Origin of the sequence: Rhodococcus sp. HM1 (genome assembly GCF_023218075.1) — a bacterium.
Classification (GTDB): domain Bacteria; phylum Actinomycetota; class Actinomycetes; order Mycobacteriales; family Mycobacteriaceae; genus Rhodococcus.
On sequence record NZ_JALPTB010000003.1, the window covers coordinates 54,613 to 78,451 of the forward strand.

A 23,839-nucleotide genomic window follows, 5' to 3' on the forward strand; every position below is an offset into this window, starting at 1 on the left:
GACATCGCCTTCGGTGGTGCGCACAGCGAGGTGCGGGTCGACGGACCCGACATCACGATCCGCTCACTGCGCGGCGACGTCGACGACCTGCGCCCCGGGGACGCGGTGTCGGTTCGGGTGTGCCTGCCGGGCCCGTTCTACGCGGACTGACGGACCCCGGGCCTGACGGAACCCCGGCCCTCAGAACGCGTCGGGCCGGCCGGGTCCGACGTTGCGGCTGTTGCGGGTCCGCAGGTCCATCACGTAGTCGGAGGGGGCGCCCGCGATCTCCGCGGCATCGGCCATGACCCCGAGGTAGCGGGCGGACGGCAGGCCGCCCTCGTACGCGTCCACGACGTACAGCCACGCGAGAACCGGCCCGTCGGCGGTGTCCACACGCACCCGGATCTTGCGGTGGACGCCCAGTTCGGAGCCCTCCCAGCGGTCGAGGCTGCGCTCGTCCTCGTCCGGCACGTCGTAGAGCACCACGAAGACCTTCGAGTCCTCGTCCTCGACGACGGTCGCGAGGGCACCCTCCCACCCGAGGTCGGCGCCGCTGAACGTCAACCGCCAGCCGTGCAACCACCCGGTACCGGCCATCGGCGAGTGCGGGCAGCGCTGCAACATCTGCTCCGGATGCATGTTGGACCCGTAGGCGGCGTAGATCGGCACGTGCCTAAGGCTAATCGGTCACCGCCCGACGCAGGATTCGGGGCACTTGTCGCCGAGTCCGCGCGTCCGTATGCGCTGCCCGCGCCCGGTGGCATAGCGTTTATGAGGGCGAAGCGGTGACCCTGCACGCCCGGAAACCGGCCCGAGGACCATCTCGGAATCGATACAGAGGAGAAAAATGACCCGGATCGTGATCATCGGCGGTGGGCCTGCGGGCTACGAGGCTGCGCTGGTGGCGGCCCAGTACGGCGCGACGGTGTCACTGATCGATTCGGACGGGATCGGCGGCGCCTGTGTGCTGTTCGACTGTGTGCCGTCGAAGACCTTCATCGCGTCGACCGGGGTGCGCACCGACATGCGCCGCGCCGCGGACCTCGGCATCGAGCTCGAACGCGCCGCCGTCTCGCTGCCGCAGGTCCATGCCCGCGTCAAGGGCCTCGCCCGTGCCCAGTCCGCCGACATCCGCACCAAGCTCGAGGCCGCCGGTGTGTCGATCTACTCGGGGCACGGCGAACTCATCGACCGCGAGGTCGGCATGGCGGCCCACCAGGTCCGCGCGAACCTGTTCACCGGCGACGAGAGGGTGCTCGACGCCGACGTCGTTCTCATCGCGACCGGCGCGAGCCCCCGCGTGCTGCCCGGTGCGGTGCCGGACGGCGAGCGCATCCTCACCTGGCGTCAGCTCTACGACCTCGACAAGCTGCCCGAGCACCTGGTCGTCGTCGGGTCCGGTGTCACCGGCGCCGAGTTCGTTTCCGCGTACACCGAAGTCGGCGTGCAGGTCACCCTGGTGTCGAGCCGTGACCGTGTGCTGCCGCACGAGGACGAGGATGCGGCGCTCGTGCTCGAGGACGCGTTCGCCGAGCGCGGTGTCACCCTCGTCAAGCACGCTCGCGCGGACGTGGTCGAACGCACCGAGGACGGGGTGCGCGTGCTGCTCGCCGACGGCCGGATCGTCGAGGGCAGCCACGCTCTCATGACCGTCGGTTCGATTCCCAACACGTCCGGTCTCGGCCTCGAGAAGATCGGGCTCGAGCTCGATCGCGGCGGCTACATCCCGGTCGACCGCGTGTCGCGCACCGCGGTGCCGGGCGTCTACGCCGCGGGTGACTGCACCGGTCTGCTGCCGCTCGCGTCGGTCGCCGCGATGCAGGGCCGCATCGCGATGTACCACGCGCTCGGTGAAGGCGTGAGCCCCATCAAGCTCAAAACCGTTGCGTCCGCGGTGTTCACGCGCCCGGAGATCGCCACGGTCGGTGTCAGCCAGGCCGCGATCGACAACGGCGAGGTCCCGGCGCGGACCGTGATGCTGCCGCTGAACACCAACCCGCGCGCGAAGATGGCGGGACTCAAGCGCGGTTTCGTGAAGATCTTCTGCCGTCCCGCGACCGGCGTCGTCATCGGTGGTGTCGTGGTCGCGTCGACGGCGTCGGAGCTGATCCTGCCGATCGCGATCGCCGTGCAGAACAACCTGTCGGTCAACGATCTCGCGGCGACCTTCTCGGTGTACCCGTCGCTGAGCGGGTCGATCACGGAGGCGGCGCGGCAGCTCATGCGGCACGACGATCTCGACTGATCGAGTCTCGTTCGACGGTGGCGCGTTTCACGATGTGAGACGGCGTGTTCACATGGTGGTGCCGTGATGAGGTAAGCTCTTCCCGGGTCGGTCGTACCCACGACCGCTCGTCACGGCATCCCTCCGCCCGCAGATCCGGACGCTCGGTGCTGCTTCGCTCACCACCCCTCTGCTCGTGGAGTACCCATGACACGTATCCGCGCCCGCCGTCTGGACGGGTTGACCAGTTCCGCCATCCGAGATCTGCTCGAAGTCACCGCCCGTCCCGAGGTGATCAGCCTCGCCGGCGGCCTGCCCGCCGCCGAACTGCTGCCCACCGCGCGGCTCGCCGAGGCCGCCGCGTCCGCGCTCGCCGATCCCGCGACCGCCCAGTACACCGAGACCTGCGGGCTCGGGGACCTGCGCACGGTGATCGCCGCCCGCGAGAGCGGACGCCTCGGCCGCACGGTGGATCCGCAGCAGGTCGTCGTCACCCACGGTTCGCAGCAGGCCCTGAGCCTGATCGCGCAGGCGCTGCTCGACCCGGGCGATCTGGTCGTCGTCGAGGAACCCGCGTATACCGGGGCGCTGCAGGTGTTCCGGGCCGCCGAGGCCACCCTCGCCTCTGTCCCCGTCGACGACGACGGCCTCGACACCGATGCACTCGAGGAGCTGCTCGTGCGCGGCGCGCGGCCGGTGCTCGTGCACACCGTCGCCACCTTCCACAATCCGCGCGGGGCGGTTCTGTCGGCGCCGCGGCGGGCGCACCTCGCGGCACTCGCCGATCGCTACGGATTCCGCATCGTCGAGGACGATCCGTACGGCGACCTGTGGTTCGGTACACCGCCTCCGGCGCCGGTCGCCTCCCACACGGACCGGGTGATCCGGCTGTCGAGCGCGTCGAAGATCATCGCCCCGGCGCTGCGGGTCGGCTGGCTGCTCGCCGACCGCGACGTGTGCGCGTCCGTGGAACTGCTCAAGCAGGGCGCGGATCTGTGCGGATCGTCGCTGACCCAGCGGATCGCCGCGGATCTGCTCGCCGACACCGCCTGGCTCGACGCCCATCTGACGACCCTGCGCGCCACCTACGGTGCCCGCGCGCACGCACTGGCCGCCGCTCTCACGGCCGAATTCGGTCCGGACGTGACGTATTCGCCGGTGCGCGGCGGCATGTTCACTTGGTCGTCGCTGCCCACCGCGGTTCCGGCCGCGGAATTGCTCCCTGTCGCAGCGGATCTCGGTGTCGCCTTCGTTCCGGGTGATGCGTTCGCGGTGGCAGGCGACCACACGCACTCCGTGAGGCTGTGTTTCGCCACCTCCGCGGAGGACGAACTCGCCGAGGCCGTCCGGCGCCTGGGCGCGGCGGTGCGGACCGCCGAGGGCGCCCGCCCGCCGGCCCGGGCTCAGGCCCAGTCGTAGGTTCGTTCGACCGCCTTGTTCCACTCGCCGTACAGCCGCTCGCGTTCCGTCTCGTCGAGTGCGGGCTCCCAGGTGTCGCCGACCGCCCAGTTGCGGCGGATGTCGTCCTCGCCCTCCCAGAATCCGACGGCGAGACCGGCCGCGTAGGCCGCGCCGAGCGCGGTGGTCTCCGCGACCACCGGACGCACCACCGGCACCCCGAGGATGTCGGCTTGGAACTGCATCAGGGTGCGGTTGACGACCATGCCGCCGTCGACCTTGAGGGTGCTCAGATCGACCCCGGAATCCGCGCGCATCGCCTCGATGACCTCGCGGGTCTGGTACGCGGTCGCCTCCAGGGCGGCACGCGCCAGGTGGCCCTTGTTGACGAACCGGGTCAGACCCGCGATGACGCCGCGGGCGTCGGGGCGCCAGCGAGGCGCGAACAGCCCGGAGAACGCCGGCACGAAGTAGGCGCCGCCGTTGTCGGGGACGGTCGCGGCGAGGTCCTCGATCTCCGCTGCGGAGCGGATAATTCCGAGATTGTCGCGCAGCCACTGCACGAGCGATCCGGTCACCGCGACGGATCCTTCGAGCGCGTACACCGCCGGAGCGTCACCGATCCGGTAGCAGACCGTCGTGAGCAGGCCGTGCTCGCTGCGCACCGGCGTGGTGCCGGTGTTGAGCAGCAGGAAGTTTCCGGTGCCGTAGGTGTTCTTCGCCTCGCCGGGCGACAGGCACGCCTGCCCGAAGGTGGCGGCCTGCTGGTCGCCGAGGATGCCCGCGACCGGAACCCCCGCGAGCGGACCGCGTTCGCGTGCGTAGCCGTACACCTCGGACGAACTGCGGATCTCCGGCAGCATCGACATCGGGATCCCGAAGTCCGCGCAGATCTGCGGATCCCATTGCAGCGTCCGGAGATTCATCAGCATCGTGCGCGAGGCGTTGGTGACGTCGGTGACGTGCACACCCGGTTCCTGCGTGCCGTTGCCGACGCCGCCGGTCAGATTCCACACGATCCAGCTGTCCACGGTGCCGAACGCCAGCTCTCCGGCTTCGGCCTTCTCCCGGGCGCCTTCGACGTTGTCGAGGATCCAGAGCACCTTCGGGCCCGAAAAGTACGTCGACAGAGGCAGTCCCGTCGCCTCGCGGTACCGGTCGACGCCGGCGTCCCCGGCGAGTTCGCCGATGAGCCGATCCGTGCGGGTGTCCTGCCACACGATCGCGTTGTACACCGGCTTGCCGGTGGTGCGGTCCCACACCACGGCGGTCTCACGCTGATTCGTGATGCCGATCGCGACGACCGCTCCGCGCGGCAGGTCGGCCTTCGCCAGCGCCAGTGCCGCGACCTCGCGGGTGTTCGTCCACAGCGTCTCGGGGTCGTGTTCGACCCATCCCGAGCGCGGGAAGATCTGTTCGTGCTCGGTCTGCGCGACCGAGACGATGCGGCCGTCGTGGTCGAACAGGATGCAGCGGCTCGACGTGGTGCCCTGGTCGATCGCGGCGATGTACTGGTTCACGGCGTCCTCGCTCGAATCGGTGGTCTGAAGGTTGCGTCCTGGTCAGCGGTACGAATCGAAAACTACTAGCCTGGGTCCGGATACGTCGACGAGGCACAGGAGTGGCGCGGTGACCAACCAAGCGGGTGTGCAGATCCTCGGGCCCGAGCAGCGCCGCGAGGCGTGGCAGCGACTGGGTTCCGAACAGTTCGATGTGGTCGTCATCGGTGGAGGCGTGGTCGGTGCCGGTGCCGCACTGGACGCCGCGACCCGCGGGTTGCGGGTCGCCCTCGTCGAGGCACGGGATTTCGCCTCGGGCACCTCGAGCCGGTCGTCGAAGATGTTCCATGGCGGCCTGCGTTATCTCGAACAGCTCGAGTTCGGTCTGGTCCGGGAAGCGCTGCGCGAGCGGGAACTGTCGCTGACGACGCTCGCCCCGCACTTGGTCAAGCCGCTCGAGTTCCTGTTCCCGCTCACCCACCGGGTCTGGGAGCGGCCGTACATCGCCGCCGGGATCTTCCTCTACGACCGGATGGGCGGGGCGAAGTCCGTACCCGCGCAGAAACACCTGACCCGGTCGGGGGCACTGCGCATGGCGCCGGGTCTCAAGCGGTCGTCGCTCATCGGCGGGATCCGCTACTACGACACGGTCGTCGACGACGCCCGGCACACGATGACGGTGGCGCGGACGGCGGCGCACTACGGCGCGGTCGTGCGTGCGTCGACGCAGGTGGTCGGGTTCCTGCGGGAAGCGGACCGGGTGTCGGGTGTACAGGTGCGCGATTCCGAGGACGGAACCGTCACCGAGGTCAAGGCACACGTGGTGATCAACGCGACGGGGGTGTGGACCGACGAGATCCAGGCGCTGTCGCGTCAACGCGGCCGGTTCCGGGTGCGTGCCTCGAAGGGCGTGCACATCGTGGTGCCCCGCGACCGCATCGTCGCCGATTCCGCGATCATCCTGCGCACCGAGAAGTCGGTACTGTTCGTCATCCCGTGGGGCAACCACTGGATCATCGGCACCACCGACACCGACTGGAATCTCGATCTCGCGCACCCCGCGGCGACGAAGGCCGACATCGACTACATCCTCGACCACGTCAACGAGGTTCTCGTCACCCCGCTCACCCCCGAGGACATCGACGGGGTGTACGCGGGTCTGCGTCCGCTGCTCGCGGGGGAGAGCGACGAGACCTCGAAGCTGTCCCGCGAGCATGCGGTCGCGCGCGTGGCGCCCGGGCTGGTGGCGATCGCCGGCGGCAAGTACACCACCTACCGCGTCATGGCCGAGGACGCCGTCGATCTGGCCGCCGAGGACATTCCGTCGCGCATCGCGCCGTCGATCACCGAGAGGGTGCCGCTGGTGGGCGCCGACGGGTACTTCGCGCTCGTGAACCAGACGATGCACCTCGCCGATCGGTACCGGGTGCACCCGTACCGGATCAAGCATCTGCTCGACCGGTACGGCTCGCTCGTCGAGGAGGTGCTCGCCCACGCCGACGGCAAACCCGAACTGCTGCAACCTCTCACCGATGCGCCGCAGTACCTGCAGGTCGAGGTCGTCTACGGAGCCGCCGCCGAAGGCGCGCTGCACCTCGAGGACCTGCTCGCGCGGCGCACCCGGATCTCCATCGAGTATCCGCACCGCGGGGTGCACTGCGCCGAGCAGGTCGCGCGGCTCGTCGCTCCGATCCTGGGCTGGGACACGGAGACGGTGGATCGGGAGATCAGCACGTACCGCGCGCGGGTCGACGCCGAGGTCCGGTCGCAGAGCCGACCCGACGACGAGTCCGCGGACGCGTTGCGCGCGGCGGCACCCGAGGCCCGCGCCGAGATCCTCGAACCGGTGCCGGTCTGGGGCTGACCACCCGGGAACCATCGCGCCGGCCGGGAACCGCGCGGCCCGCTCACAGCCCGGCGAGCAGGTCCTTCCAGAACGCCTTCACATCGTCCGCGGAATCCGGGGACGGAAGCCGGTTGTGCGCGACCGCGATCCGGCTCCTGCCGGGGCCGCTCTCACCGATGGTGACCTCGACGCGGGTGCCGTCGTCGAGCGCGCAGCGCCAGTATCGCCACTTCGGCGTCGTGGAGGTCGTCGGGTCGCCGGCGAGATCCCGGTCGGCGAGGCGGGTACGGCCGCCGACCAGTGCGGTCCACGCCGCGAGCGCGTCGTCCGGTGATCCGTCGACGGTGCGGCTCGTGGCGGCGGAGAAGGTTCCGTCCGACTGCTGGCCGGGAACGCGCCGGCCGATGTGCTGTTCGTAGGCGACGGTGACGGACTGGGCCCACCATCCCGCGTTCGCGACGCCGAGCGAATCGAGTTCACGTTGCACGTGCGGGGCGATGTCCCGGTGATCCAGCTCGGCTGCGCCGAGTTCGTCGAGCCAGCGGACCCACTGTTCCCACGGCCGGGAGGTGCTGCGCTCGATGGCGGTGACGTTGGCGGGCGCGGTCATGCTCCGACACTAGTCCCGGTACGGCCCGGGATCCCGCATTCGGCGGTCCCGGATCAGTGGGTGAGCAGGACCTTCGTGAGCACGACCGACAAGGCGACCAGCATGATGACCGCGGCACTCGTGAGCCAGCCCTTGCTGGGACGTTTGCCGTTGAGTCTGCCGATGACGAGGACGATGCCGCCGATCCGCACGAGCACCGCGATCTCGGCGAGCAGCTGCGCGGTGTGCGGCTCGAGCCAGCCGATCCATCCGATCGCCAGGATCACGCACGGCATCACCGCCGAACTGAGGATCGGTACCGAGTTGCGGACCTCGGCCCGGCGCTCGGCAGCGGTCAGCTGCGCACCCTCCCGGACACTGTGCCCGACCGCCTCGGCGAAGATGTGGGCGACGAACGTCGACAACGTGGTGCCGAGGACGATCGCGATGCCGACGTACTTGTCTTCGGTCACCACCGGCACGAGCGCCGCCAGCACCAGGATGTTGCCGTAGATGTAGGCACTGATGCGGCTGGCGGCGTTGCTGCGGTCGAGCGGCTGACTCCGCGAGAACAGGGGACCGTGCAGCACGGCGTGGGCATCGACCTTCATGCACACAAGGGTGGCATGCGATGACCGCGTCTGCGTGCTTCTGTGTCGTCTGTGGGTCGTCGTCTGTGGTTGTCACCGGCTTTCGTGTGCGGGAACCTTCGGGCTGTAGTGGATGGGCAGGTCGCGGCGGTCGAGCGGCGGCAGGTTCCGCGCCGGGGTGTGCACGAGCGGCGCATCGCCCGGGATCCGGCCGGCTTCCCGGTCCCACCCGGCGCGGGCCCGCGGATGGTAGCGATAACGCCACGGCACGAGCCGGGTACCGAGACCGATCGCCCGGCCGATCACCCGGTGCAGCCGCTCCTCCGGGCGTGACCACGACAGGCCGAGCAGGTGGCGCACGGGCTGGTCGTAGAGGCCGACGGTCAGCCACAGGAATCCGCGGGTGACGACCGAACGCACGGCCCGCCAGACCGGTGCCGGAAACCACCGGAGGAACGGCGGCCGGTCGAGCTGCGACAGGTCGAGGACGTCCCGGGTGGCCTTGTTGTCCTCGAGAACGTTCCGGCACATGTGGTCCCAGTACTCGAGGAACGCCTCCCACGACTCGGGGACCGGGCGCATCGACATCCCGTAGAGGCGGTACCACTGCACGTGTTCGTCGAACAGCCGGTGCTTGTCGGCGAGTGACAGCGGGCCGTCGAACCATTCGATCGACACGACCAGGCTGTAGAAGAAGGTGGCGTGTGCCCAGTAGAACGTGTCCGGGTCCAGCGCGTGGTACTTGCGGCCGCGGGCGTCGACGCCCTTGATGGTGTCGTGGTATCCGCGCACCTGGCGTGCGGTCTCGGCGGCACGGGGTCCGTCGAACACGACGCCGTAGATCGGATACAGCGATCGGTACAACCGTTCCCAGCGTTCGTCGAAGAACTTCGAATGCTGTTCGACGCCGGCGCCGAGGCCCGGATGCATGTTCTGCATCGACCCGGCCCACGGCCCGAACAGCATGCCGCGCCACCCGCCGAAGTACTTCCAGGTGAGCGAATCCGGCCCGAGCGGCACCGGCGAGTTCTGACTACGCATGTTGTCAGAGTAGAATTCCGGCGCGCAGGGGTCAACGACAGGATCGAGCCGTGGAACCAACGCGCCGCAGTTGGGCGGGCACCGCCCTCGAGGAGCGTCGGCGCGTGAGACGCGAGGCCCTTCTGGAGGCGGGAATAGAGCTGCTCGGGGCCGTCGACCGGTCGGCCTCGAACGTGCGAGCGGTGTGCCGCGCTGCCGGACTCACCGAACGGTATTTCTACGAAAGCTTCGGCGACCGGGACAAGTTCGTCCGTGCCGTCTACGACGAGGTCGGTGACCGCGCACGGACGGCACTGATCGAAGCCGTCGCCGGAGCGCCCCCGAACAAGCGCGCGGACGCCGCCGTGCGCGTGTTCGTCGAGCTGATGGTCGATCAGCCCGCCATGGGACGGGTACTGCTGCTCGCGCCGCTGCGTGAACCGGCGATCGGCACCAGCGGCGTCGAGCTGGCGCCTCAGTTCGTGACACTCGTGCGGGAGCAGCTCCCCATCGAGGACCCGGAGAAACGGCACATGGTCGCGGTCGGGCTGGTCGGTGCGCTGACCAGCCTGTTCATGGGCTACCTCGAAGGCACGATCGTCGTGCCCCGAGAAACGCTCGTGCAGCACTGCGTCGAACTCGTCGAGTGCGCCGGACGCGGTTGATCCTGCACCTGGGGTACACGGTTGCACGGCCTCGAGGATGGGTATCCGTCACCCGACGAAGGGAGAATGCGATGCCGAACCCCTCGATCAAGGACGAGAAACTCTACGAGGAGCTTCGTGACGACGGTGCTTCGAAGGAGAAGGCCGCGCGAATCGCGAATGCCGCCGCCTCGCGCGGACGGTCGTCGGTGGGGCACAAGGGCGGCAAGTCCGGTTCGTACGAGGACTGGACCGTCGCGGAACTGAAGAAGCGCGCCAAGGAGATCGGGCTCACCGGATACTCGTCCAAGCGCAAGGGTGAGCTGATCAAGGCCCTGCGCAATCACTGAGGTGCGCAATCACTGAGGTGCGCAATCACTGAGGTGCGCAATCACTGAGGTGCGCAATCACTGAGGTGCGCGATCACCGATCCGCGCCTCGCTGACAGCGCGGGCAGTGGTAGAAGATCCGCTCCGGGTCGTTCGCGGCGCCCAGCGTGCCGGACACTACCGTGCTGCCGCAGCGGAGGCACGGTCGTCCGGCCCGCCCGTACACCCACAGGTTCCGGCCCGGACGGCGGTCGCCCGTCGTGATGCGCACGGCGCGGTCGCGGTTGGCGACGAGCAGCCTGCGTGCCAGATCCACCCACGCGGCAAGGTCGCCGGCGTCTGCTACGGGCACTGCGGGATGCACCCCGCGCAGGAAACACAGTTCGCTGCGGTACACGTTCCCGACACCGGCGAGGACCCGCTGATCGAGCAACGCCAGTCCGACGGGCCGAGCAGGATCGCGTGCGAGATTGGCGGCTGCCGGAGCCGGATCCCACGACGGGCCGAGCAGATCCGGGCCCAGATGCCCGATGGCATCGGACTCGCGGTCGCGAGGAAGGACCTCGACGATCCCGAGGTCGAAACCCACCGCCTGCACATCGGCGGTCTCGAGAACCAGGCGCGCACGGAATCCGGGTTTGCGCCAGCGGGCGCCACGGGCGTAGATCTGCCATTCGCCGTCCATCATCAGGTGCGTGTGCACCGTGTACTCGGGCAACCGCGTCAGGATGTGCTTACCGTACGCGACGGTGCCGGTCACCTCCGCCCCGGACAGATCCACGGTGGCGTAGCGCGGAACCCGGAAGTCGGAGCGCGTCAACGTCTTTCCCGCCAGCGCCGCGTGCAGCCGCGCCGCGGTCCGGAACACGGTGTCGCCCTCGGGCATGTCAGGCCCGCAACCGATAGCCGCGCGGTGTCGCCGAGAATCCCGCCTCGGACAGCAGCGCCGCGAAGTCGTGCCCGTGGATCGAACGCCCGTCGACCTTCTCCACCACGATCTTGTCGACGCTGCCCCGCTTGACGGTGGCCGCGAGCGACGCACACGCCACGCGCAGCACGCCGGGATCGTCGTCGAACGTCAGGAGGGTGCGGCCCCCGCGCTCGACGAACAGCACCAGCCTCCCGTCGACCAGCACCACCAGCCCGCCGGCCTTGCGGCCCGGACGATGCCGGGTCGTGTCGTCGGCGCGCGGCGCCGGCCACGGCAGCGCCGCGCCGTACGGATTGGCGGGGTCGCATGCCGCGAGCGTCACCGCCGGGGTCTCGGCGTGGCGACCTTCGAGGGATTCGCCGTAGGAACGCAACCGATCCACGACCTCGGGCGTCGAGAACTGGGCACCGCCGAGCGAATCGACGAAATAGCCGCGACGGCAGCGGCCCGATTCCTCGAAACGCGCGAGCACCTTGTACATCAGGGCGAATCCACCGGGCACGGACTCGCCGGCCACCACCCCGCGCGTCACCACCCCGTACCGTTCGAGCAGGAGTTCGGCGGTCGCGTGGGCGCGCACCGTCGACTGCGGTTCGGGTTCGGGTAGCAGCGACCACCGCCCGCCCACTGTCGGGGGTCCGGTCCGCGACGGCAGCGCCGGGCGACCCCGGTACATGCGCGAACGCGGTGCGCGGCGGGGTGCGCGGTGCGCCGGGGTGGCGCGGGACGTGTCCCCGATCAGGGCGCGCAGAGGCGCGAGGGTGTCGCCGCCGATGTGCCCCGCCCACACCAGATCCCACAGCGCCGCCGCGGCGGCCGCGTCGCTGACCTGGAGGCCCTGCGCCGCCAGCGCGTCGGCGAGCTGACGGAAGAAGAACCCGCCGCCGCCGGCCAGCGCGTCGAGGATCGCCCGGTGGGTGTCGTTCAACTCGATGTCGGTGGGTGGCGCCAGGGTGGTCGATGCCGCGTCGGCCGGGTGCAGGCACACCCAGCCGTCCTTGCCCGAGATCGAGCCGGCGCCCGACCACAGCACCTCACCGGTCGCGGTGAGCTCGTCCAGCATCGCGGGGGAGTAGTCCCGCACCCGGGGTGCGAGCACGAGCGGTTCCAGGGCGCTGGCCGGGACCGGGAACCCGGCGAGCTGGTCGACGACGGCCGCGACCCCGTCGATGCCGCGCAGCCCGCCGCCGATGTTGTGCCACGCGGGCAGGAATCGTCCGAGGGTCGCGGTGCTGACCGGTTCCACCTCCTGGCGCGCGGCCGCGAGGGAGCGGCGACGCAATCGTCGCAGCACCTCGGTGTCACACCATTCCGATCCGGTCGCACCGGGACGGAATTCTCCTGTCGTGACGCGTTTCTCGTCGGCGAGGCGGTGCAGGACGTCCTGGACCACGGCGGCGCCGAGACCGAACCGCGCCGCAGCCTCGGCAGTGGTGAACGGTCCGTGGGTGCGGGCGTACCGCCCGACGAGGTCGCCGAGCGGATCGGCGACCGGTTCGACGAACGCCGTGGGCACGCCGATCGGCAGCGGCACGCCGAGGGCGTCGCGCAACCGGGATGCGTCCTCGATCGCCGCCCACCACACGTGGCCGGCGAACGACACCTCCAGCACCCGGTTGCGGGCGGCCAGATCGGCGATCCATTCCGCCGGGTCGGCGGTGCTCCGTTCCCGTAGTTCGGCGAGGGTCAGCGGCCCGAGCAGACGCAGCAGATCCGCGACACCCTCGGCGTCCCGGGCGCGCCGGTCCGGCACCAGCCGTTGCAGTTCGTGTTCGGCCGCGGCGATGACGTCGGCGTCGAGCAGTTCCCGCAACTCGACGCGCCCGAGCAGTTCGGCGAGCAGCGACGAGTCCAGCGACAGGGCGGCCGCGCGGCGTTCGGCGAGGGGACTGTCCCCGTCGTAGAGGAATGCGCCGACGTAGTCGAACAGCAGCGAACTCGCGAACGGGGACGCGGTGGCGGTCTCGACGTCCACCAGGCGGATCTGCCGACGGGCGATGCGTCCGAACAGGTCCCGCAGGGCGGCCAGGTCGTAGACGTCCTGCAGGCATTCGCGGACAGTCTCGAGCAGGATCGGGAACGTGGGGTAACGGCGTGCCACGTCCAGCAACTGGGCCGAGCGCTGCCGCTGCTGCCACAGCGGGGCGCGTTTGCCGGGGTTGCGACGCGGCAGCAGCAGGGCGCGGGCCGCGCACTCCCGGAACCGGGACGCGAACAGGGCCGACCCGCCGACCTGTTCGGTGACCAGATCCTCGATCTCGTCGCGGTCGAAGACGAAGATCTCCGCGCCGGGCGGGTCGTCCTCGGTGTCGGGCAACCGGACGATGATGCCGTCGTCGGAGGCCGTCGGATTGGATTCGACACCGAACCGCTCCTGCAGGCGTGCGCCCACCGCGAGTGCCCAGGGTGCGTGCACCCGCAGCCCGAACGGTGAGTGCAATACGAGCCGCCAGTCGCCGAGTTCGTCGCGGAACCGTTCGACGACGAGGGTGCGGTCGGTGGGCAGGTGCCCGGTCGCGGTGCGTTGTTCGTCGAGCAGCCGGATCAGGTTCCTGGTGGCGTTGTCGTCGAGTCCGCTTTCCTTGCAGCGGGTTTCGGCGTCCTCCGGGGTGGCGTGTCCGAGTTCGCGGACGAATTCGCCCAGGGCTGCGCCGAGTTCGGCTGGCCGGCCCTGGCCGTCGCCGTGCCAGAACGGCAACCGGCCGGGTCGGCCGTAGGCGGGGGAGACCAGTACACGGTCGAAGGTGATCTCCTCGATCCGCCAGCTGGTCGCGCCGAGCGCGAAGACGTCGCCGACCCGCGACTCGTACACCATTTCCTCGTCGAGTTCGCCTACCCGCGTGGCCTTTTCGCCGACCATATAGACGGTGAACAGACCGCGGTCGGGAATCGTCCCGCCGGAGGTGACCGCGAGACGCTGCGCTCCCGGACGCCCCGTGAGGGTGCCTTCGGTACGGTCCCACACCAGACGCGGTCGCAGTTCGGCGAATTCGTCCGAGGGGTACCGTCCGGCCAGCAGATCCAGAGTGGATTCGTAGGCCGAACGGGGGAGTGTCGCGAACGATCCGGTGCGGCGCACGGTCTCGAACCAGTCGTCGACGTCGAGTGGTTCGAGCGCGGCTGCGGCCACGGTCTGCTGGGCCAGCACGTCCAGCGGGTTCGCCGGTACCTGCAGGGCCTCGATGCGGCCCGCGACCATTCGTTCGACGGTGACCGCACAGTGGATCAGGTCGGTGCGGTGCTTGGGGAAGAGCACACCGCGGGAGACCTCGCCGACCTGGTGGCCGGCGCGCCCGACGCGTTGCAGTCCGCTGGCCACCGACGGAGGGGCCTCGACCTGGATCACGAGATCCACGGTGCCCATGTCGATGCCGAGTTCGAGGCTCGACGTCGCGACGACGCACGCGAGCCGGCCCGATTTGAGATCGTCCTCGATCAGCGCGCGCTGATCCTTGCTCACCGAGCCGTGGTGGGCGCGGGCCAGCAGCGGTTCGGCGCCGTAGCTCACCTCGGTCGGGGCACCGATCTGCGCGGGCGGACGCGGTTCCCGGTCCACGGTGGCCCCGGCGCGTTCGGCGTGAATCTCGTTGAGCCGCGCCGTCAGTCGCTCGGCCAGGCGTCTCGAGTTCGCGAACACGATCGTCGACCGGTGGGCGGTGATGAGGTCGACGAGTTGTTCCTCGACATGTGGCCAGATCGAGCCGGCCTGCGGGGTGGCCGGGAACGGATCCTCGCCCGCGATCTCGTTCTCCGGCGCCGCGACGCCGAGTTCGGTCATGTCCTCGACCGGCACCCGGACGGTGAGGTCCCAGGTCTTGGTCGCCGGGGGCGCGACGATACGGATCGGGGCCTGCCCGGTCAGGAACCGGCCGACCTCCTCGTGGGGACGCACCGTCGCGGACAGGCCGATCCGTTGCGCCGGGCGCGACAGGAGCAGGTCGAGCCGTTCGAGGGAGACCGCGAGGTGCGTGCCGCGTTTGGTTCCGGCGACCGCGTGCACCTCGTCGACGATCACCGTCTCCACACCGGCGAGCGTGCTGCGGGCCGCCGAGGTAAGCATGAGGAACAGCGACTCGGGGGTGGTGATGAGGATGTCCGGCGGCTTCTGGACGAGCTTGCGCCGGTCGGCGGGGGTGGTGTCGCCCGAGCGCACCCCGACGGTGATCTCGGGTGGGTCCAGCCCGAGGCGTTTCGCGGTCTGGGTGATCCCCACCAGGGGGGAGCGCAGGTTCCGTTCGATGTCGACGGCCAGCGCCTTCAGCGGCGAGACGTAGAGAACCCGCGTCGTGCGGGTGTCGCGGGGTTCGGCCGCCAGCCGGTCGAGCGACCACAGGAACGCCGACAGGGTCTTGCCGGAGCCCGTCGGCGCGACGACGAGGGTGTGCAGCCCCGACGAGATCGCCTCCCACGCCCCGAGTTGGGCGGGAGTGGGGGCCGCGAACGCGCCCGCGAACCACTCGCGGGTGGGCGCGGAGAAGCGGTCGAGGACGGCATCGGTCACTCGTCCATGGTGCACCCGGGGTCCGACATGCGTCGCAGCTGTGCAGGTTGCCTGGCTGTCGCCAGGGGGCAGGTTTGCCCGGCTGTCGCCAGGGGGCAGGTTTGCCCGGCTGCCGCCAGGGGCAGGTTTGCCCGGCTGTTCCCACGGGTAGGCCACGGAGGTCCCTGCCAGCGATCCTCCTGGCCGGAAGGCACGAGGGTTCTGCCGGCCGGCAGAACTCGAAAGAAGGGAACCGTCATGGCCGAGCACGCGACACGCAGTATGACGCGGACACCTGTCCAGACCGCCGCCCTGGTGATCGGGGCACTGTTCCTCCTCGTCGGGATTCTCGGGTTCATCCCCGGCATCACGACCAACTACGACACCATGACCTTCGCCGGTCACCACTCCGAGGCGATGCTGCTCGGCGTGTTCAACGTTTCGATCCTCCACAACATCGTGCATCTGCTCTTCGGTGTGGCCGGGCTCGCGATGGCGCGCACCGTCCCTGCTGCCAGGGCGTTCCTCGTGGGCGGCGGCGTGATCTACGCGGTGCTGTGGATCTACGGACTGGTGGTCGACGCGGACAGCTCCGCGAACTTCGTTCCGCTCAACACGGCGGACAACTGGCTGCACTTCGGACTGGCGGTCATCATGATCGCGGCCGGTGCGCTGCTGGAGCCGCGTAACGATCGGGCGCTGCGCAGCGAGCGCGCGCGGTAAACGTCCGCGGATCGTCCGAGCGCCGGTTCAGTCCGGATCGGCGTTCAGGATCCGATCGACGATCGAGCGAGCGGTCTCGGCGGCGCGCGGATCGTCAAGGCGCAGTGCGGTGTTGGTGGCCGCGAGGACGGCATCGATCTCGAACGCGACCTCGTCCGGGTCGCGATCCGGGACGGTGCCGTCCTCGCGCGCGTGCCGGTACTCGCCGGCCAGCAGGTCCAGCCAGTCGCGGCGGTCGCGGGCGAGTGCGTCGCGGACCGGTCCGGGGCGGCTGTCGAACTCGGCGATCGTGGCGGCGCGGAAGCATCCGCCCGGAAACGCCGGTTCGATCGCGTAGTCGAGCCACCGGTCGATCAGGGCGCGGAGTCGCGGAACTCCCGCGGGTTCGCGCAGGGCGGGCCGGACGATCCGTTCGACGAACACCTCCCTGGCCGCGTCGACGGCGGCCACCTGCAGGTTCTCCTTGCTGCCGAACAGTGTCGCGACCCCGCTCTTGCTGAGGCCGAGGTCGGTCGCGAGGCGTCCGATGCTCACCCCGTTGAGGCCCTCGACCGATGCCACGTCCACCGCGTGCCGGGTGATGGTCGCGCGGGTGCGTGCGCCCTTGAGCAGTCGCAGGTCGGACGTCGATGCGGGTTCCGTCACGCGAATCATCCTCTCACGTCTTGCCGAAGTAGACGAACGGTCGTACTGTCATATGCACGAACGATCGTACTCCCTTCTTCAGTCGAGACCCGGAGGGTCAGCCATGACGAACTCGATCTCCCGAACCGTCCCTGCCTCGCCCTGGACCGAGGCGACGGACCCGATGTGCCTGCCCGCAGCGACGCAAGCGGCACTCCTCGCCGACGCCCCCTGGTCGAGATACGCCGTGATGGGCGACTCGATCGCCGAGGGCATCGGCGATCCCAGCCCCGGATACGCGACCTCACCGTGGGCCGATCGGGTCGCGGCCGCGCTGCGCGCCACCCATCCGGACCTGGCGTATCTCAACACCGGGCGCCTGGGCGCCACCAGCGGGCAGGTGGTGGCGACGCAGCTGTCACCCGTGCTGGACTTCGCGCCCGATCTGATCCACATCACGTGCGGTTCCAACGACCTGTGGTCCGCCCGTCCGGACCTGCGGCGCACCGCCGACAATCTCGAGTCGCTGTTCGCGGCGGCTCACGACACCGGTGCCACCGTCACCACGCTCACCCTGGCGGACGCGTTCGTCGGCGACGACATGCTCGCGCTCCGCGACGGCGTCATGGCGGTGAACGACCTGGTCCGCACGCTCGCCGCCGAGTACGACGCGGTGCTGCTGGATCTGTGGCAGCACCCGCTGCGACTGCGGCCGGAACTGCTCAGCGCCGACCGGATCCACTTCACGATGACCGGGCACGCGGTGCTGGCCACCGAAATGGTCCGGGCGCTGCACGCGAGGATGTCGCAGTCCGTCAACCCGCTTCGGTAGCGGACCGATCGCGGTGGGGCAGCGAGAGCAGCGCGGAGACCAGGAAGCACAGGGCACCGACGAATGTCCCTGCGTTGGCCCAGAAGTCGCTGGCCTCGGCGCCGCTGGAGGTGATGAACGCACCGGCCGCGGAGATCCCGAACGCGATGCATCCGACCAGATTCACCCACACGGCCCATCCGTCGCGACCGCGCGGTGCCCAGGTGCGCGTACCTTCCTGGTACACGCGGAACGCCAGTGCGCCGCTGATCAGGAATGCCACCGATCCCGCCGCATCGGGTCGCCACACGAGGTGCCGCTCCTCGGTGACGTCGTACGACTGGAGGGCGGCAGCGGTACTGACGTTGAACAGCACCGTCCCCACGCTCTGTACGGCAGCCGACAGCCATTCGGCTCGGAGCAGGGGTTCCCCGTCGGTCTCCGTCGTCATGGGCCCGCTGCGCAGAAGCTGGATCAACCCCGCGGCGGTGAAGAACCATGCTCCGACGAAGAAGAAGGCGTTGGCGCGCGAATTACCGAGGAGACCGGCGAGCACGGGTGCGGATCCGATTGCGAAGCAGGCCGATCCGATGACGAACCCCCAGCACTGCTTCCGCAGCGTCGGCCGCACGTGGATTCCGGGATGCGCAGCGGGCGGAACGTTGTCCATGGCAACCTCCGGTCGACGTCACCGCCGGATGGACGATGGCGGTCGGGTAGAGACGGTCCATCGAGTATCGCCGGTGCTGTCGCCGCACGGTTGTCCTATGAAAGGCAGGGTCGACCGGCTCGGACGTCCGAGCGGATTCGACTCATTCGGTTGTGGTCGGACGCGCTTCCCCGTGCCGGACGATCCGTGACGGCAGGTTTCGGAATGCGACGATCGGCGCAAGGGTCAGAACTGCCAGGGTGAACAGCGCTGCCCGCAGTGCCACGAGCCGGGCTTCGATATTGACCTCGACGGCGCCGCCGATGTCGGCAGAGTCGAAGCCCAGTTCACCGAGCCGGACCGCGAGGTCGTCGTTGTCGACGAAACCGACCGACGAGGGCGTCAGGTCCAGTACCGTCAGCCGTCCGAGTTCCGGGTTCTTCGTCACCAGTGCGGCCGCCGCCTGCGCCAGCGTGGTCAACAGGATCGCCCCGCTGATCGCGGTGCCTGCCGAGATGCCGAGGAAGTCCGCGACCCCTCGCGCGCTGCCCACCTCACCGGACAGTTCCGGGGGCGCCGATTCCATCAGCGTCGCGCTGCCCGCACTCAGACCCGCTCCCAGGCCGAGACCGACGAGGATCTCCGCGACCAACGTCCACACGCCCGTCCACGGATTCGACACTGTCAGTGCCAGCAGCGCCGCCCCGCACGCCGAGACGAGGTGTGCGGCGATGAGCAGGGTCCGAGGCGGCAGCCTCCGCATCAGCACCGGGGTCGACATCGCCGACAGGAGGGCGGCGATCGAGACCGGCAGGATCATGATCGCGGACGACAACGGACTCTTGCCGAGCACGATCTGCGTGTACAGGGGCAACAGGTAGCTGGTGCCGGCCATCAGAAGATTGATGGCGAGGAGACCGATCAGGCAGGCCCGGGCCGTGGGCGTCGACAGGACCGCCGGATCGAGCAGAGGCGCTCGGCCGGACCCGGACAGCCGGCGCTGCCGTGACAGGAAGGCATGCAGGGCGAGCACACCGAGCACGAGCAGCAGTGGCACCGGGGAGATGCCGGCGAGGCTGAGGGGCGCCGCGTCGCGCGCTACGAGCAGTCCCCACTCTCCGGCCTGGTTGATGCCGATCACCAGTAGCAGCACGCCCGTTGCGGACAGTGCGATCGACGGGACGTCGAGACGCCCGGTTGCATCGCTACTCGGCAGGTGGGTGCGGAGCGCGATCAGGAGTGCCACGGCCAGTGCGATGAGCAGAAGGAGGAACGGGGCTCGCCACCCCCAGGTTTGCACGAGCGCGCCGCCGACGAGCAGTGCCAGTGCCGCAGCGATGCCTGCCGTCCCCGCCTGGACGGACACCGCGAACGTGCGCCGGGCACCGCTGTACGCCTGCCCGAGGATTGCCAGTGCGTTCGGGATCAGAAGTGCGCCAACGAGTCCGGCGACTGTCTCGCCCGCGATCAGCATCCGGGGAGTGACGGCAGTGAAGCCCACGAGCATCCCCACGGCGTAGACACCGAGACCGAGCAGCTGAGTTCGGGCCGGGCCGAGGAGCCTGCTGATCTTTCCGCCCGTGACGGTGAATGCCGTGACCATCAGGGCATACGCCACAATCGCGAGCTGTACCTGGGAGACGGTGGCTCCGAGATCGGCGACGACCCGCCCGATCGCGGTCGACAGGACCGTGGCGTTGAAGACCACGATCAGGCCGGTGACGCAGACGAGGACCAGCGGTAGCCAGTCGGCCGGTTCGGCCGGTTCCGGTGTGTTCGCGGAGGTGTCGCGTCGGGTGGGTTCGTCTGTGTCCATGATGACCTCGCTCGTTCGAAGAGATGATGTCGGGGAAGCTCGAGTGGACGGCCAGTCGGTGGTGTCGCCGTCGAGTGCTCGGTGATTCGATCGGCGGTCGCTCACGGGGTGCCCGGAGGTATCGAGGTGGTGTCTGTCGTCGTGGTGCCGGAGGACGGCGGATCGCCGGGCTCGGTCCCGCCGACAGTCGGTTGAGGTGTTGTGGCCGAGCCGGTTTCGGGCTCGGTTCCGGCGTTCGGGGTCGGCGTGACAACCTCACTGGTGGCGACCGGGGGAGTATCGAGCCGCAGGGAGGACGTGGCGGTGGGGAGCACCGAGGTCGTCGGTACCGGCATGTCGGTGGTCGTCGCCGGGACGGGAGGCGGTACCGCGGTCTGCCGGTCGAGTTCGGCGTAGTACGCGGCGCGCTGCCAGTACAGCAGGAGTGAGGCGGTGAACACGACCACGAGCAGGACCGTCGTGGTTCGTGCGCGACCGCCGAACAGATACCGCGGCACACCGATTCGGCGGGGTGCTCCTGCGGCCCGTGCGTTGCGGGCCCGATCGTCGGGTGTCATGCGCCGGTTCTCTGCTCGGCCGGCACCTCGGGGGCGGCGGGGTGGGTGATCGTGCTGGGGGAGAGGGTGATATCGGCCTCTCCGAACGCGTGGGTGATGCGGAGACGCAGATCGCGGTCGACCTCGAACTGTTTGCCGGGCAGGGTTCGCGCCCCCATCCGCACGGTCATGGTCTCGATCCCGATCGAGGTCAGTCCGTGGACGGTGGGCTCGTCGAGAAGCAGGGGACCGATGGACGGGTCGTGATACGCCTCGTGGCCCACCCGATCGAGGAACGAGTTCACCCGCGTCATGTCCACACCCACCGGGACCGGGATGTCGACGACAGCTCGGGCCCAGTCCCGAGACAGGTTGACGGCCTTGATGATCTGCCCGTTGGGGACGGTGACGAGTTCACCGTCGGTGGAACGCAACTGGGTGATGCGCAGGGTCACATCCTCGACGGTGCCGTCCGCAGGCACGCTCGAACCGGAGACACCGAGGCTGACGAGGTCACCGAAACCGTACTGCTTCTCGGTGATGATGAAGAAGCCGGCGAGCAGGTCCTGCACGATTCGCTGGGCTCCGAATCCCAGTGCTGCACCGATGATCGTGGCCGGGGCCACGATGCCCGCGACAGGTAGACCGAGATTGCGGAGAACCCCGACCGCCGCGACGATGTAGATGATCGAGTACAGGATCCACGCGATCACCTGGGCGACGGAATGCCGGTGCTTGGCGGATTCGGTTCGTACCAGTGCGTCGGACTCTTCGAAGGCGTCGTCGATGCGCCGGGTGACCCGTCCGATGGACCACTGGACGAAGCGGGCCGTGATCAACGCACCCGTCACCCAGAGGACGATGCTCAACCCGTGGAGCGACAGCCACCGCACCAATTGGTCGATCCCGACGACGGGAGCCGGGCTCGGTGACATCGTGGACCTACCCGGCCGGTTCGGCCGTCACCGGATCGGCCGGTGCGAGATTCGTCGTGCTGCTCCGCGGCAAGGAGAGCAGTGCCGCGACGAGGAAGCACAATGCACCGGCGAACGTGCCCGCGTTCGACCAGAAGTCGCTCTCGGCGGTCCCGGCCGCGGTGATGTACGCGCCGACCGCGGAGATCCCGAACGCGACGGATCCCGCCATGTTGATCCACATGGCCCACCAGTCCCGGGATCCTGGCTCCCACATCCGCGCCACGTGCGAATAGGCGATGACGGCGAGGACGCCGCTGAGCAGGAACGCCACCGAACCGGCAGCGTCGGGGTTCCACACGAAGTGCTTCTCCGCGGCGATGGTGTGGGCGCGCAACGCCGCCCCGGTACTCACGTTGAACAGCAGCGTGCCGAAGAACTGCACTGCCGACGACAGCCATTCGGCCCGGACCAGCTGTGCGCCGTCGACGTCCGTCGTCATGGGTCCGCTGAGCAGCAGCTGGATCAGCGCAGCGGCGGTGAAGAACCAGGATCCGACGAAGAACACCAGGTTGGCGCCGGCGGAGCCGAGCAGGCCGGTGAGCCCGGGTGCGGAACCGATCGCGAAGCAGGCCGATCCGATGACGAATCCCCAGCACTGCTTCGGCAGAGTCGGCCGTACGTGGAATCCCGGACGTCCGGTGGGCGTGAGAATCTGCATCTGGAACCTCGTGATGACGAGCGGGTGCGCTGCCGGCGCCGGGCCGGCAACGCACCCGGTGATCGGATCCGTCAGTGGTGGAAGTGCGGGCCCTGCCCCGCACCCGGCATCGGCGACGTGAGCCCGTCGAGGAATTCGACCTCGGTACGGATGTCGTCGATTAGGGAGTTCGCCAGATCGAAGCTCAGCCCGTTGCGAACCACGATGCGTTGGACCGTGGCATCGGTGAGGTCGTCGGGCATCGGGTACGCCGGGACGAGCCAGCCCTTCTGCCGCAACCGGTCCGACAGATGGTAGAGGTTCCAGTTCTCGGTGTGGCCCGGTTTCATCCGCCACGCGAAGACCGGGATGTCGGAGCCGTCGTTCCACAGCTCGAACGCGTCGAACTCGTCGATCTTCCGGGCGAGGAACTGCGCGATGTCAAGCGAATTCTGCTGCACCCGCCGGTAGCCCTCCCAGCCCAGCCGAAGGAACATGTAGTACTGGAGCAGTACCTGCGAACCCGGCCGTGAGAAGTTCAGGGCCAGGGTGGGCATGTTTCCGCCGAGGTAACTGACGTAGAAGATCATCTGTTCCGGCAGCGCCTCGCGGTCGCGCCACACGATCCATCCGATGCCCGGGTACACCAGGCCGTACTTGTGGCCGGAGGTGTTGATCGACGCGACCCGGTCGACCCGGAAGTCCCACTCCAGATGGGGCTGGCAGAACGGTGCGATCATGGCGCCGGACGCGCCGTCCACGTGGATCTTCACATCGAGCCCGGTGTCGGCCTGGATCTTGTCCAGGGCAGCCGCGATCTGCGCGACCGGCTCGTACATTCCGGTGTAGGTGACCCCCATGATCGCGACGACACCGATGGTGTTCTCGTCGACGTACTTGTCGAGGTCGTGACCGTCGAGGACGCGGTGTTCCTCGCTGATCGGAACGTAGCGAGCCTCGACGTCCCAGTAGTTGCAGAACTTCTCCCAGCAGACCTGCACCGCACTCGACAGGATCAGGTTCGGTCTGTCGGTCGGCTTGCCCTCGGCGCGCCGGCGCGCCTCCCAGCGTCGCTTGAGCGCGAGTCCGCCGAGCATGCACGCCTCGGACGAGCCGATCGTCGACGTTCCGATCGTGTTCTCGGGGTCCGCCGCGTGCCACAGGTCGGCGAGCATCTTCCAGCAGCGTGCCTCGATCGCGGCGGTGGCCGGGTACTCGTCCTTGTCGATCATGTTCTTGTCCGCGCTCTCGGTGAACAACCGGGCCGCGTGATCGTCCATCCAGGTGCCGACGAACGTCGCGAGGTTCAGTCGCGCGTTCCCGTCGAGCATTGCCTCGTCGTGGATGATCTGATAGGCCGTCTCCGGAAGCGATTCACCTTTCGGCATACGGAATTTCGGAAGCAGGCTGGCTTCGCCGGGCCGGGTGAAGACCGGATTGAGCGCGATCGTGTCGTTCGCGTCCTCGTCCGTGTCCGTCGGGAACAGTCCCGCACGTTCGTCCAGTGTCATGACTTCCTCCATCGATTCGGATC

21 protein-coding genes are annotated in these 23,839 nt (G+C 69.1%); 7 read left to right on the forward strand and 14 right to left on the reverse strand.

The window, feature by feature from the left end; all coding sequences use genetic code 11:
* Nucleotides 1-180: 180 nt before the first annotated feature.
* Nucleotides 181-651: a gamma-glutamylcyclotransferase gene (locus M1M07_RS02500; RefSeq protein WP_197253847.1), complete on the reverse strand. Its 471-nt coding sequence runs from the start codon at nucleotides 649-651 to the stop codon at nucleotides 181-183.
* 178 nt (nucleotides 652-829) lie between these two features.
* On the opposite strand from M1M07_RS02500, the gene M1M07_RS02505 reads away from it, so the two are divergent.
* Together M1M07_RS02505 and M1M07_RS02510 are read left to right on the forward strand one after the other, a co-directional pair.
* Nucleotides 830-2,227 carry an NAD(P)H-quinone dehydrogenase gene (locus M1M07_RS02505; protein WP_197253845.1) on the forward strand — a complete coding sequence of 466 codons (1,398 nt, stop codon included), beginning with the start codon at nucleotides 830-832 and terminating at the stop codon, nucleotides 2,225-2,227.
* A 186-nt stretch (nucleotides 2,228-2,413) separates the two neighbouring features.
* Complete coding sequence (locus tag M1M07_RS02510) at nucleotides 2,414-3,625, forward strand: PLP-dependent aminotransferase family protein (RefSeq protein WP_248673217.1); 1,212 nt, start codon at nucleotides 2,414-2,416, stop codon at nucleotides 3,623-3,625.
* Here the strand turns inward: M1M07_RS02510 and glpK are convergent.
* Nucleotides 3,610-5,124: a glycerol kinase GlpK gene (glpK, locus tag M1M07_RS02515; RefSeq protein WP_248673218.1), complete on the reverse strand. Its 1,515-nt coding sequence runs from the start codon at nucleotides 5,122-5,124 to the stop codon at nucleotides 3,610-3,612. The genes M1M07_RS02510 and glpK overlap by 16 nt on opposite strands.
* A gap of 109 nt (nucleotides 5,125-5,233) precedes the next feature.
* Here glpK and glpD point away from each other — a divergent pair, with 109 nt between their 5' ends.
* Nucleotides 5,234-6,967: a glycerol-3-phosphate dehydrogenase gene (gene glpD, locus M1M07_RS02520; protein ID WP_248673219.1), complete on the forward strand. Its 1,734-nt coding sequence runs from the start codon at nucleotides 5,234-5,236 to the stop codon at nucleotides 6,965-6,967.
* A gap of 43 nt (nucleotides 6,968-7,010) precedes the next feature.
* On the opposite strand, the gene M1M07_RS02525 is transcribed toward glpD, so the two are convergent.
* The 3 genes from M1M07_RS02525 to M1M07_RS02535 all read right to left on the reverse strand — a co-directional run bounded on the left by M1M07_RS02525 (nucleotide 7,011) and on the right by M1M07_RS02535 (nucleotide 9,169).
* Entirely contained in the window at nucleotides 7,011-7,559 is a 549-nt protein-coding gene (locus M1M07_RS02525) for a hypothetical protein (protein ID WP_248673220.1), read from the reverse strand.
* 53 nt (nucleotides 7,560-7,612) lie between these two features.
* Nucleotides 7,613-8,149, reverse strand: a complete 537-nt coding sequence (locus tag M1M07_RS02530) for a hypothetical protein (protein ID WP_248673221.1) — start codon at nucleotides 8,147-8,149, stop codon at nucleotides 7,613-7,615.
* Nucleotides 8,150-8,221: 72 nt separating this feature from the next.
* A complete protein-coding gene (locus M1M07_RS02535) occupies nucleotides 8,222-9,169 on the reverse strand; it encodes an oxygenase MpaB family protein (protein WP_248673222.1) in 948 nt (315 codons plus the stop codon).
* Nucleotides 9,170-9,219: 50 nt separating this feature from the next.
* Between M1M07_RS02535 and M1M07_RS02540 the strand changes: the two genes are divergently transcribed.
* Nucleotides 9,220-9,813, forward strand: coding sequence for a TetR/AcrR family transcriptional regulator (locus tag M1M07_RS02540; RefSeq protein WP_197253833.1), 594 nt, complete (start codon nucleotides 9,220-9,222; stop codon nucleotides 9,811-9,813).
* A gap of 71 nt (nucleotides 9,814-9,884) precedes the next feature.
* Complete coding sequence (locus tag M1M07_RS02545; protein WP_248673223.1) at nucleotides 9,885-10,142, forward strand: Rho termination factor N-terminal domain-containing protein; 258 nt, start codon at nucleotides 9,885-9,887, stop codon at nucleotides 10,140-10,142.
* Nucleotides 10,143-10,215: 73 nt separating this feature from the next.
* Here the strand turns inward: M1M07_RS02545 and M1M07_RS02550 are convergent, their stop codons facing one another.
* Both M1M07_RS02550 and M1M07_RS02555 read right to left on the reverse strand, forming a co-directional pair.
* On the reverse strand, nucleotides 10,216-11,007 hold the full coding sequence (locus M1M07_RS02550) for a DNA-formamidopyrimidine glycosylase family protein (RefSeq protein WP_248673224.1): 792 nt from the start codon (nucleotides 11,005-11,007) through the stop codon (nucleotides 10,216-10,218).
* A gap of 1 nt (nucleotide 11,008) precedes the next feature.
* Complete coding sequence (locus M1M07_RS02555; RefSeq protein ID WP_248673225.1) at nucleotides 11,009-15,553, reverse strand: ATP-dependent helicase; 4,545 nt, start codon at nucleotides 15,551-15,553, stop codon at nucleotides 11,009-11,011.
* A gap of 261 nt (nucleotides 15,554-15,814) precedes the next feature.
* Here M1M07_RS02555 and M1M07_RS02560 point away from each other — a divergent pair, with 261 nt between their 5' ends.
* Nucleotides 15,815-16,255, forward strand: a complete 441-nt coding sequence (locus M1M07_RS02560; RefSeq protein ID WP_197253864.1) for a DUF4383 domain-containing protein — start codon at nucleotides 15,815-15,817, stop codon at nucleotides 16,253-16,255.
* A 27-nt stretch (nucleotides 16,256-16,282) separates the two neighbouring features.
* On the opposite strand, the gene M1M07_RS02565 is transcribed toward M1M07_RS02560, so the two are convergent.
* On the reverse strand, nucleotides 16,283-16,909 hold the full coding sequence (locus tag M1M07_RS02565; protein ID WP_248673226.1) for a TetR/AcrR family transcriptional regulator: 627 nt from the start codon (nucleotides 16,907-16,909) through the stop codon (nucleotides 16,283-16,285).
* Nucleotides 16,910-17,003: 94 nt separating this feature from the next.
* Here M1M07_RS02565 and M1M07_RS02570 point away from each other — a divergent pair, with 94 nt between their 5' ends.
* Nucleotides 17,004-17,711 (forward strand): SGNH/GDSL hydrolase family protein, encoded by a 708-nt coding sequence (locus M1M07_RS02570; protein ID WP_248673227.1) that lies wholly within the window; start codon nucleotides 17,004-17,006, stop codon nucleotides 17,709-17,711.
* Here M1M07_RS02570 and M1M07_RS02575 read toward each other — a convergent pair.
* The 6 genes from M1M07_RS02575 to M1M07_RS02600 all read right to left on the reverse strand — a co-directional run bounded on the left by M1M07_RS02575 (nucleotide 17,695) and on the right by M1M07_RS02600 (nucleotide 23,816).
* Complete coding sequence (locus tag M1M07_RS02575; protein WP_248673228.1) at nucleotides 17,695-18,360, reverse strand: hypothetical protein; 666 nt, start codon at nucleotides 18,358-18,360, stop codon at nucleotides 17,695-17,697. The genes M1M07_RS02570 and M1M07_RS02575 overlap by 17 nt on opposite strands.
* Before the next feature lie 142 nt (nucleotides 18,361-18,502).
* Nucleotides 18,503-20,155, reverse strand: coding sequence for an MFS transporter (locus tag M1M07_RS02580; RefSeq protein ID WP_248673229.1), 1,653 nt, complete (start codon nucleotides 20,153-20,155; stop codon nucleotides 18,503-18,505).
* Nucleotides 20,156-20,256: 101 nt separating this feature from the next.
* Nucleotides 20,257-20,712 carry a hypothetical protein gene (locus M1M07_RS02585; RefSeq protein WP_248673230.1) on the reverse strand — a complete coding sequence of 152 codons (456 nt, stop codon included), beginning with the start codon at nucleotides 20,710-20,712 and terminating at the stop codon, nucleotides 20,257-20,259.
* Nucleotides 20,709-21,626, reverse strand: coding sequence for a mechanosensitive ion channel family protein (locus M1M07_RS02590; protein ID WP_248673231.1), 918 nt, complete (start codon nucleotides 21,624-21,626; stop codon nucleotides 20,709-20,711). Before M1M07_RS02590 ends, M1M07_RS02585 begins: the two co-directional genes overlap by 4 nt.
* Before the next feature lie 7 nt (nucleotides 21,627-21,633).
* Nucleotides 21,634-22,326, reverse strand: a complete 693-nt coding sequence (locus M1M07_RS02595; RefSeq protein WP_248673232.1) for a hypothetical protein — start codon at nucleotides 22,324-22,326, stop codon at nucleotides 21,634-21,636.
* 71 nt (nucleotides 22,327-22,397) lie between these two features.
* A complete protein-coding gene (locus M1M07_RS02600) occupies nucleotides 22,398-23,816 on the reverse strand; it encodes a glutamate decarboxylase (RefSeq protein ID WP_248673233.1) in 1,419 nt (472 codons plus the stop codon).
* Nucleotides 23,817-23,839 lie beyond the last annotated feature (23 nt).

What these genes read in the sequence shown, in the direction of transcription:
- M1M07_RS02585 (WP_248673230.1), bottom strand. Translation starts at nt 20,712, where the DNA reads ATGACACCCGACGATCGGGCCCGCAACGCACGGGCCGCAGGAGCACCC.
- M1M07_RS02530 (WP_248673221.1), bottom strand. Translation starts at nt 8,149, where the DNA reads ATGAAGGTCGATGCCCACGCCGTGCTGCACGGTCCCCTGTTCTCGCGG.
- M1M07_RS02575 (WP_248673228.1), bottom strand. Translation starts at nt 18,360, where the DNA reads ATGGACAACGTTCCGCCCGCTGCGCATCCCGGAATCCACGTGCGGCCG.
- M1M07_RS02570 (WP_248673227.1), top strand. Translation starts at nt 17,004, where the DNA reads ATGACGAACTCGATCTCCCGAACCGTCCCTGCCTCGCCCTGGACCGAG.
- M1M07_RS02525 (WP_248673220.1), bottom strand. Translation starts at nt 7,559, where the DNA reads ATGACCGCGCCCGCCAACGTCACCGCCATCGAGCGCAGCACCTCCCGG.
- M1M07_RS02535 (WP_248673222.1), bottom strand. Translation starts at nt 9,169, where the DNA reads ATGCGTAGTCAGAACTCGCCGGTGCCGCTCGGGCCGGATTCGCTCACC.
- M1M07_RS02580 (WP_248673229.1), bottom strand. Translation starts at nt 20,155, where the DNA reads ATGGACACAGACGAACCCACCCGACGCGACACCTCCGCGAACACACCG.
- M1M07_RS02590 (WP_248673231.1), bottom strand. Translation starts at nt 21,626, where the DNA reads ATGTCACCGAGCCCGGCTCCCGTCGTCGGGATCGACCAATTGGTGCGG.
- M1M07_RS02510 (WP_248673217.1), top strand. Translation starts at nt 2,414, where the DNA reads ATGACACGTATCCGCGCCCGCCGTCTGGACGGGTTGACCAGTTCCGCC.
- M1M07_RS02565 (WP_248673226.1), bottom strand. Translation starts at nt 16,909, where the DNA reads ATGATTCGCGTGACGGAACCCGCATCGACGTCCGACCTGCGACTGCTC.
- M1M07_RS02600 (WP_248673233.1), bottom strand. Translation starts at nt 23,816, where the DNA reads ATGACACTGGACGAACGTGCGGGACTGTTCCCGACGGACACGGACGAG.
- M1M07_RS02560 (WP_197253864.1), top strand. Translation starts at nt 15,815, where the DNA reads ATGACGCGGACACCTGTCCAGACCGCCGCCCTGGTGATCGGGGCACTG.
- M1M07_RS02505 (WP_197253845.1), top strand. Translation starts at nt 830, where the DNA reads ATGACCCGGATCGTGATCATCGGCGGTGGGCCTGCGGGCTACGAGGCT.
- M1M07_RS02545 (WP_248673223.1), top strand. Translation starts at nt 9,885, where the DNA reads ATGCCGAACCCCTCGATCAAGGACGAGAAACTCTACGAGGAGCTTCGT.
- M1M07_RS02595 (WP_248673232.1), bottom strand. Translation starts at nt 22,326, where the DNA reads ATGCAGATTCTCACGCCCACCGGACGTCCGGGATTCCACGTACGGCCG.
- M1M07_RS02550 (WP_248673224.1), bottom strand. Translation starts at nt 11,007, where the DNA reads ATGCCCGAGGGCGACACCGTGTTCCGGACCGCGGCGCGGCTGCACGCG.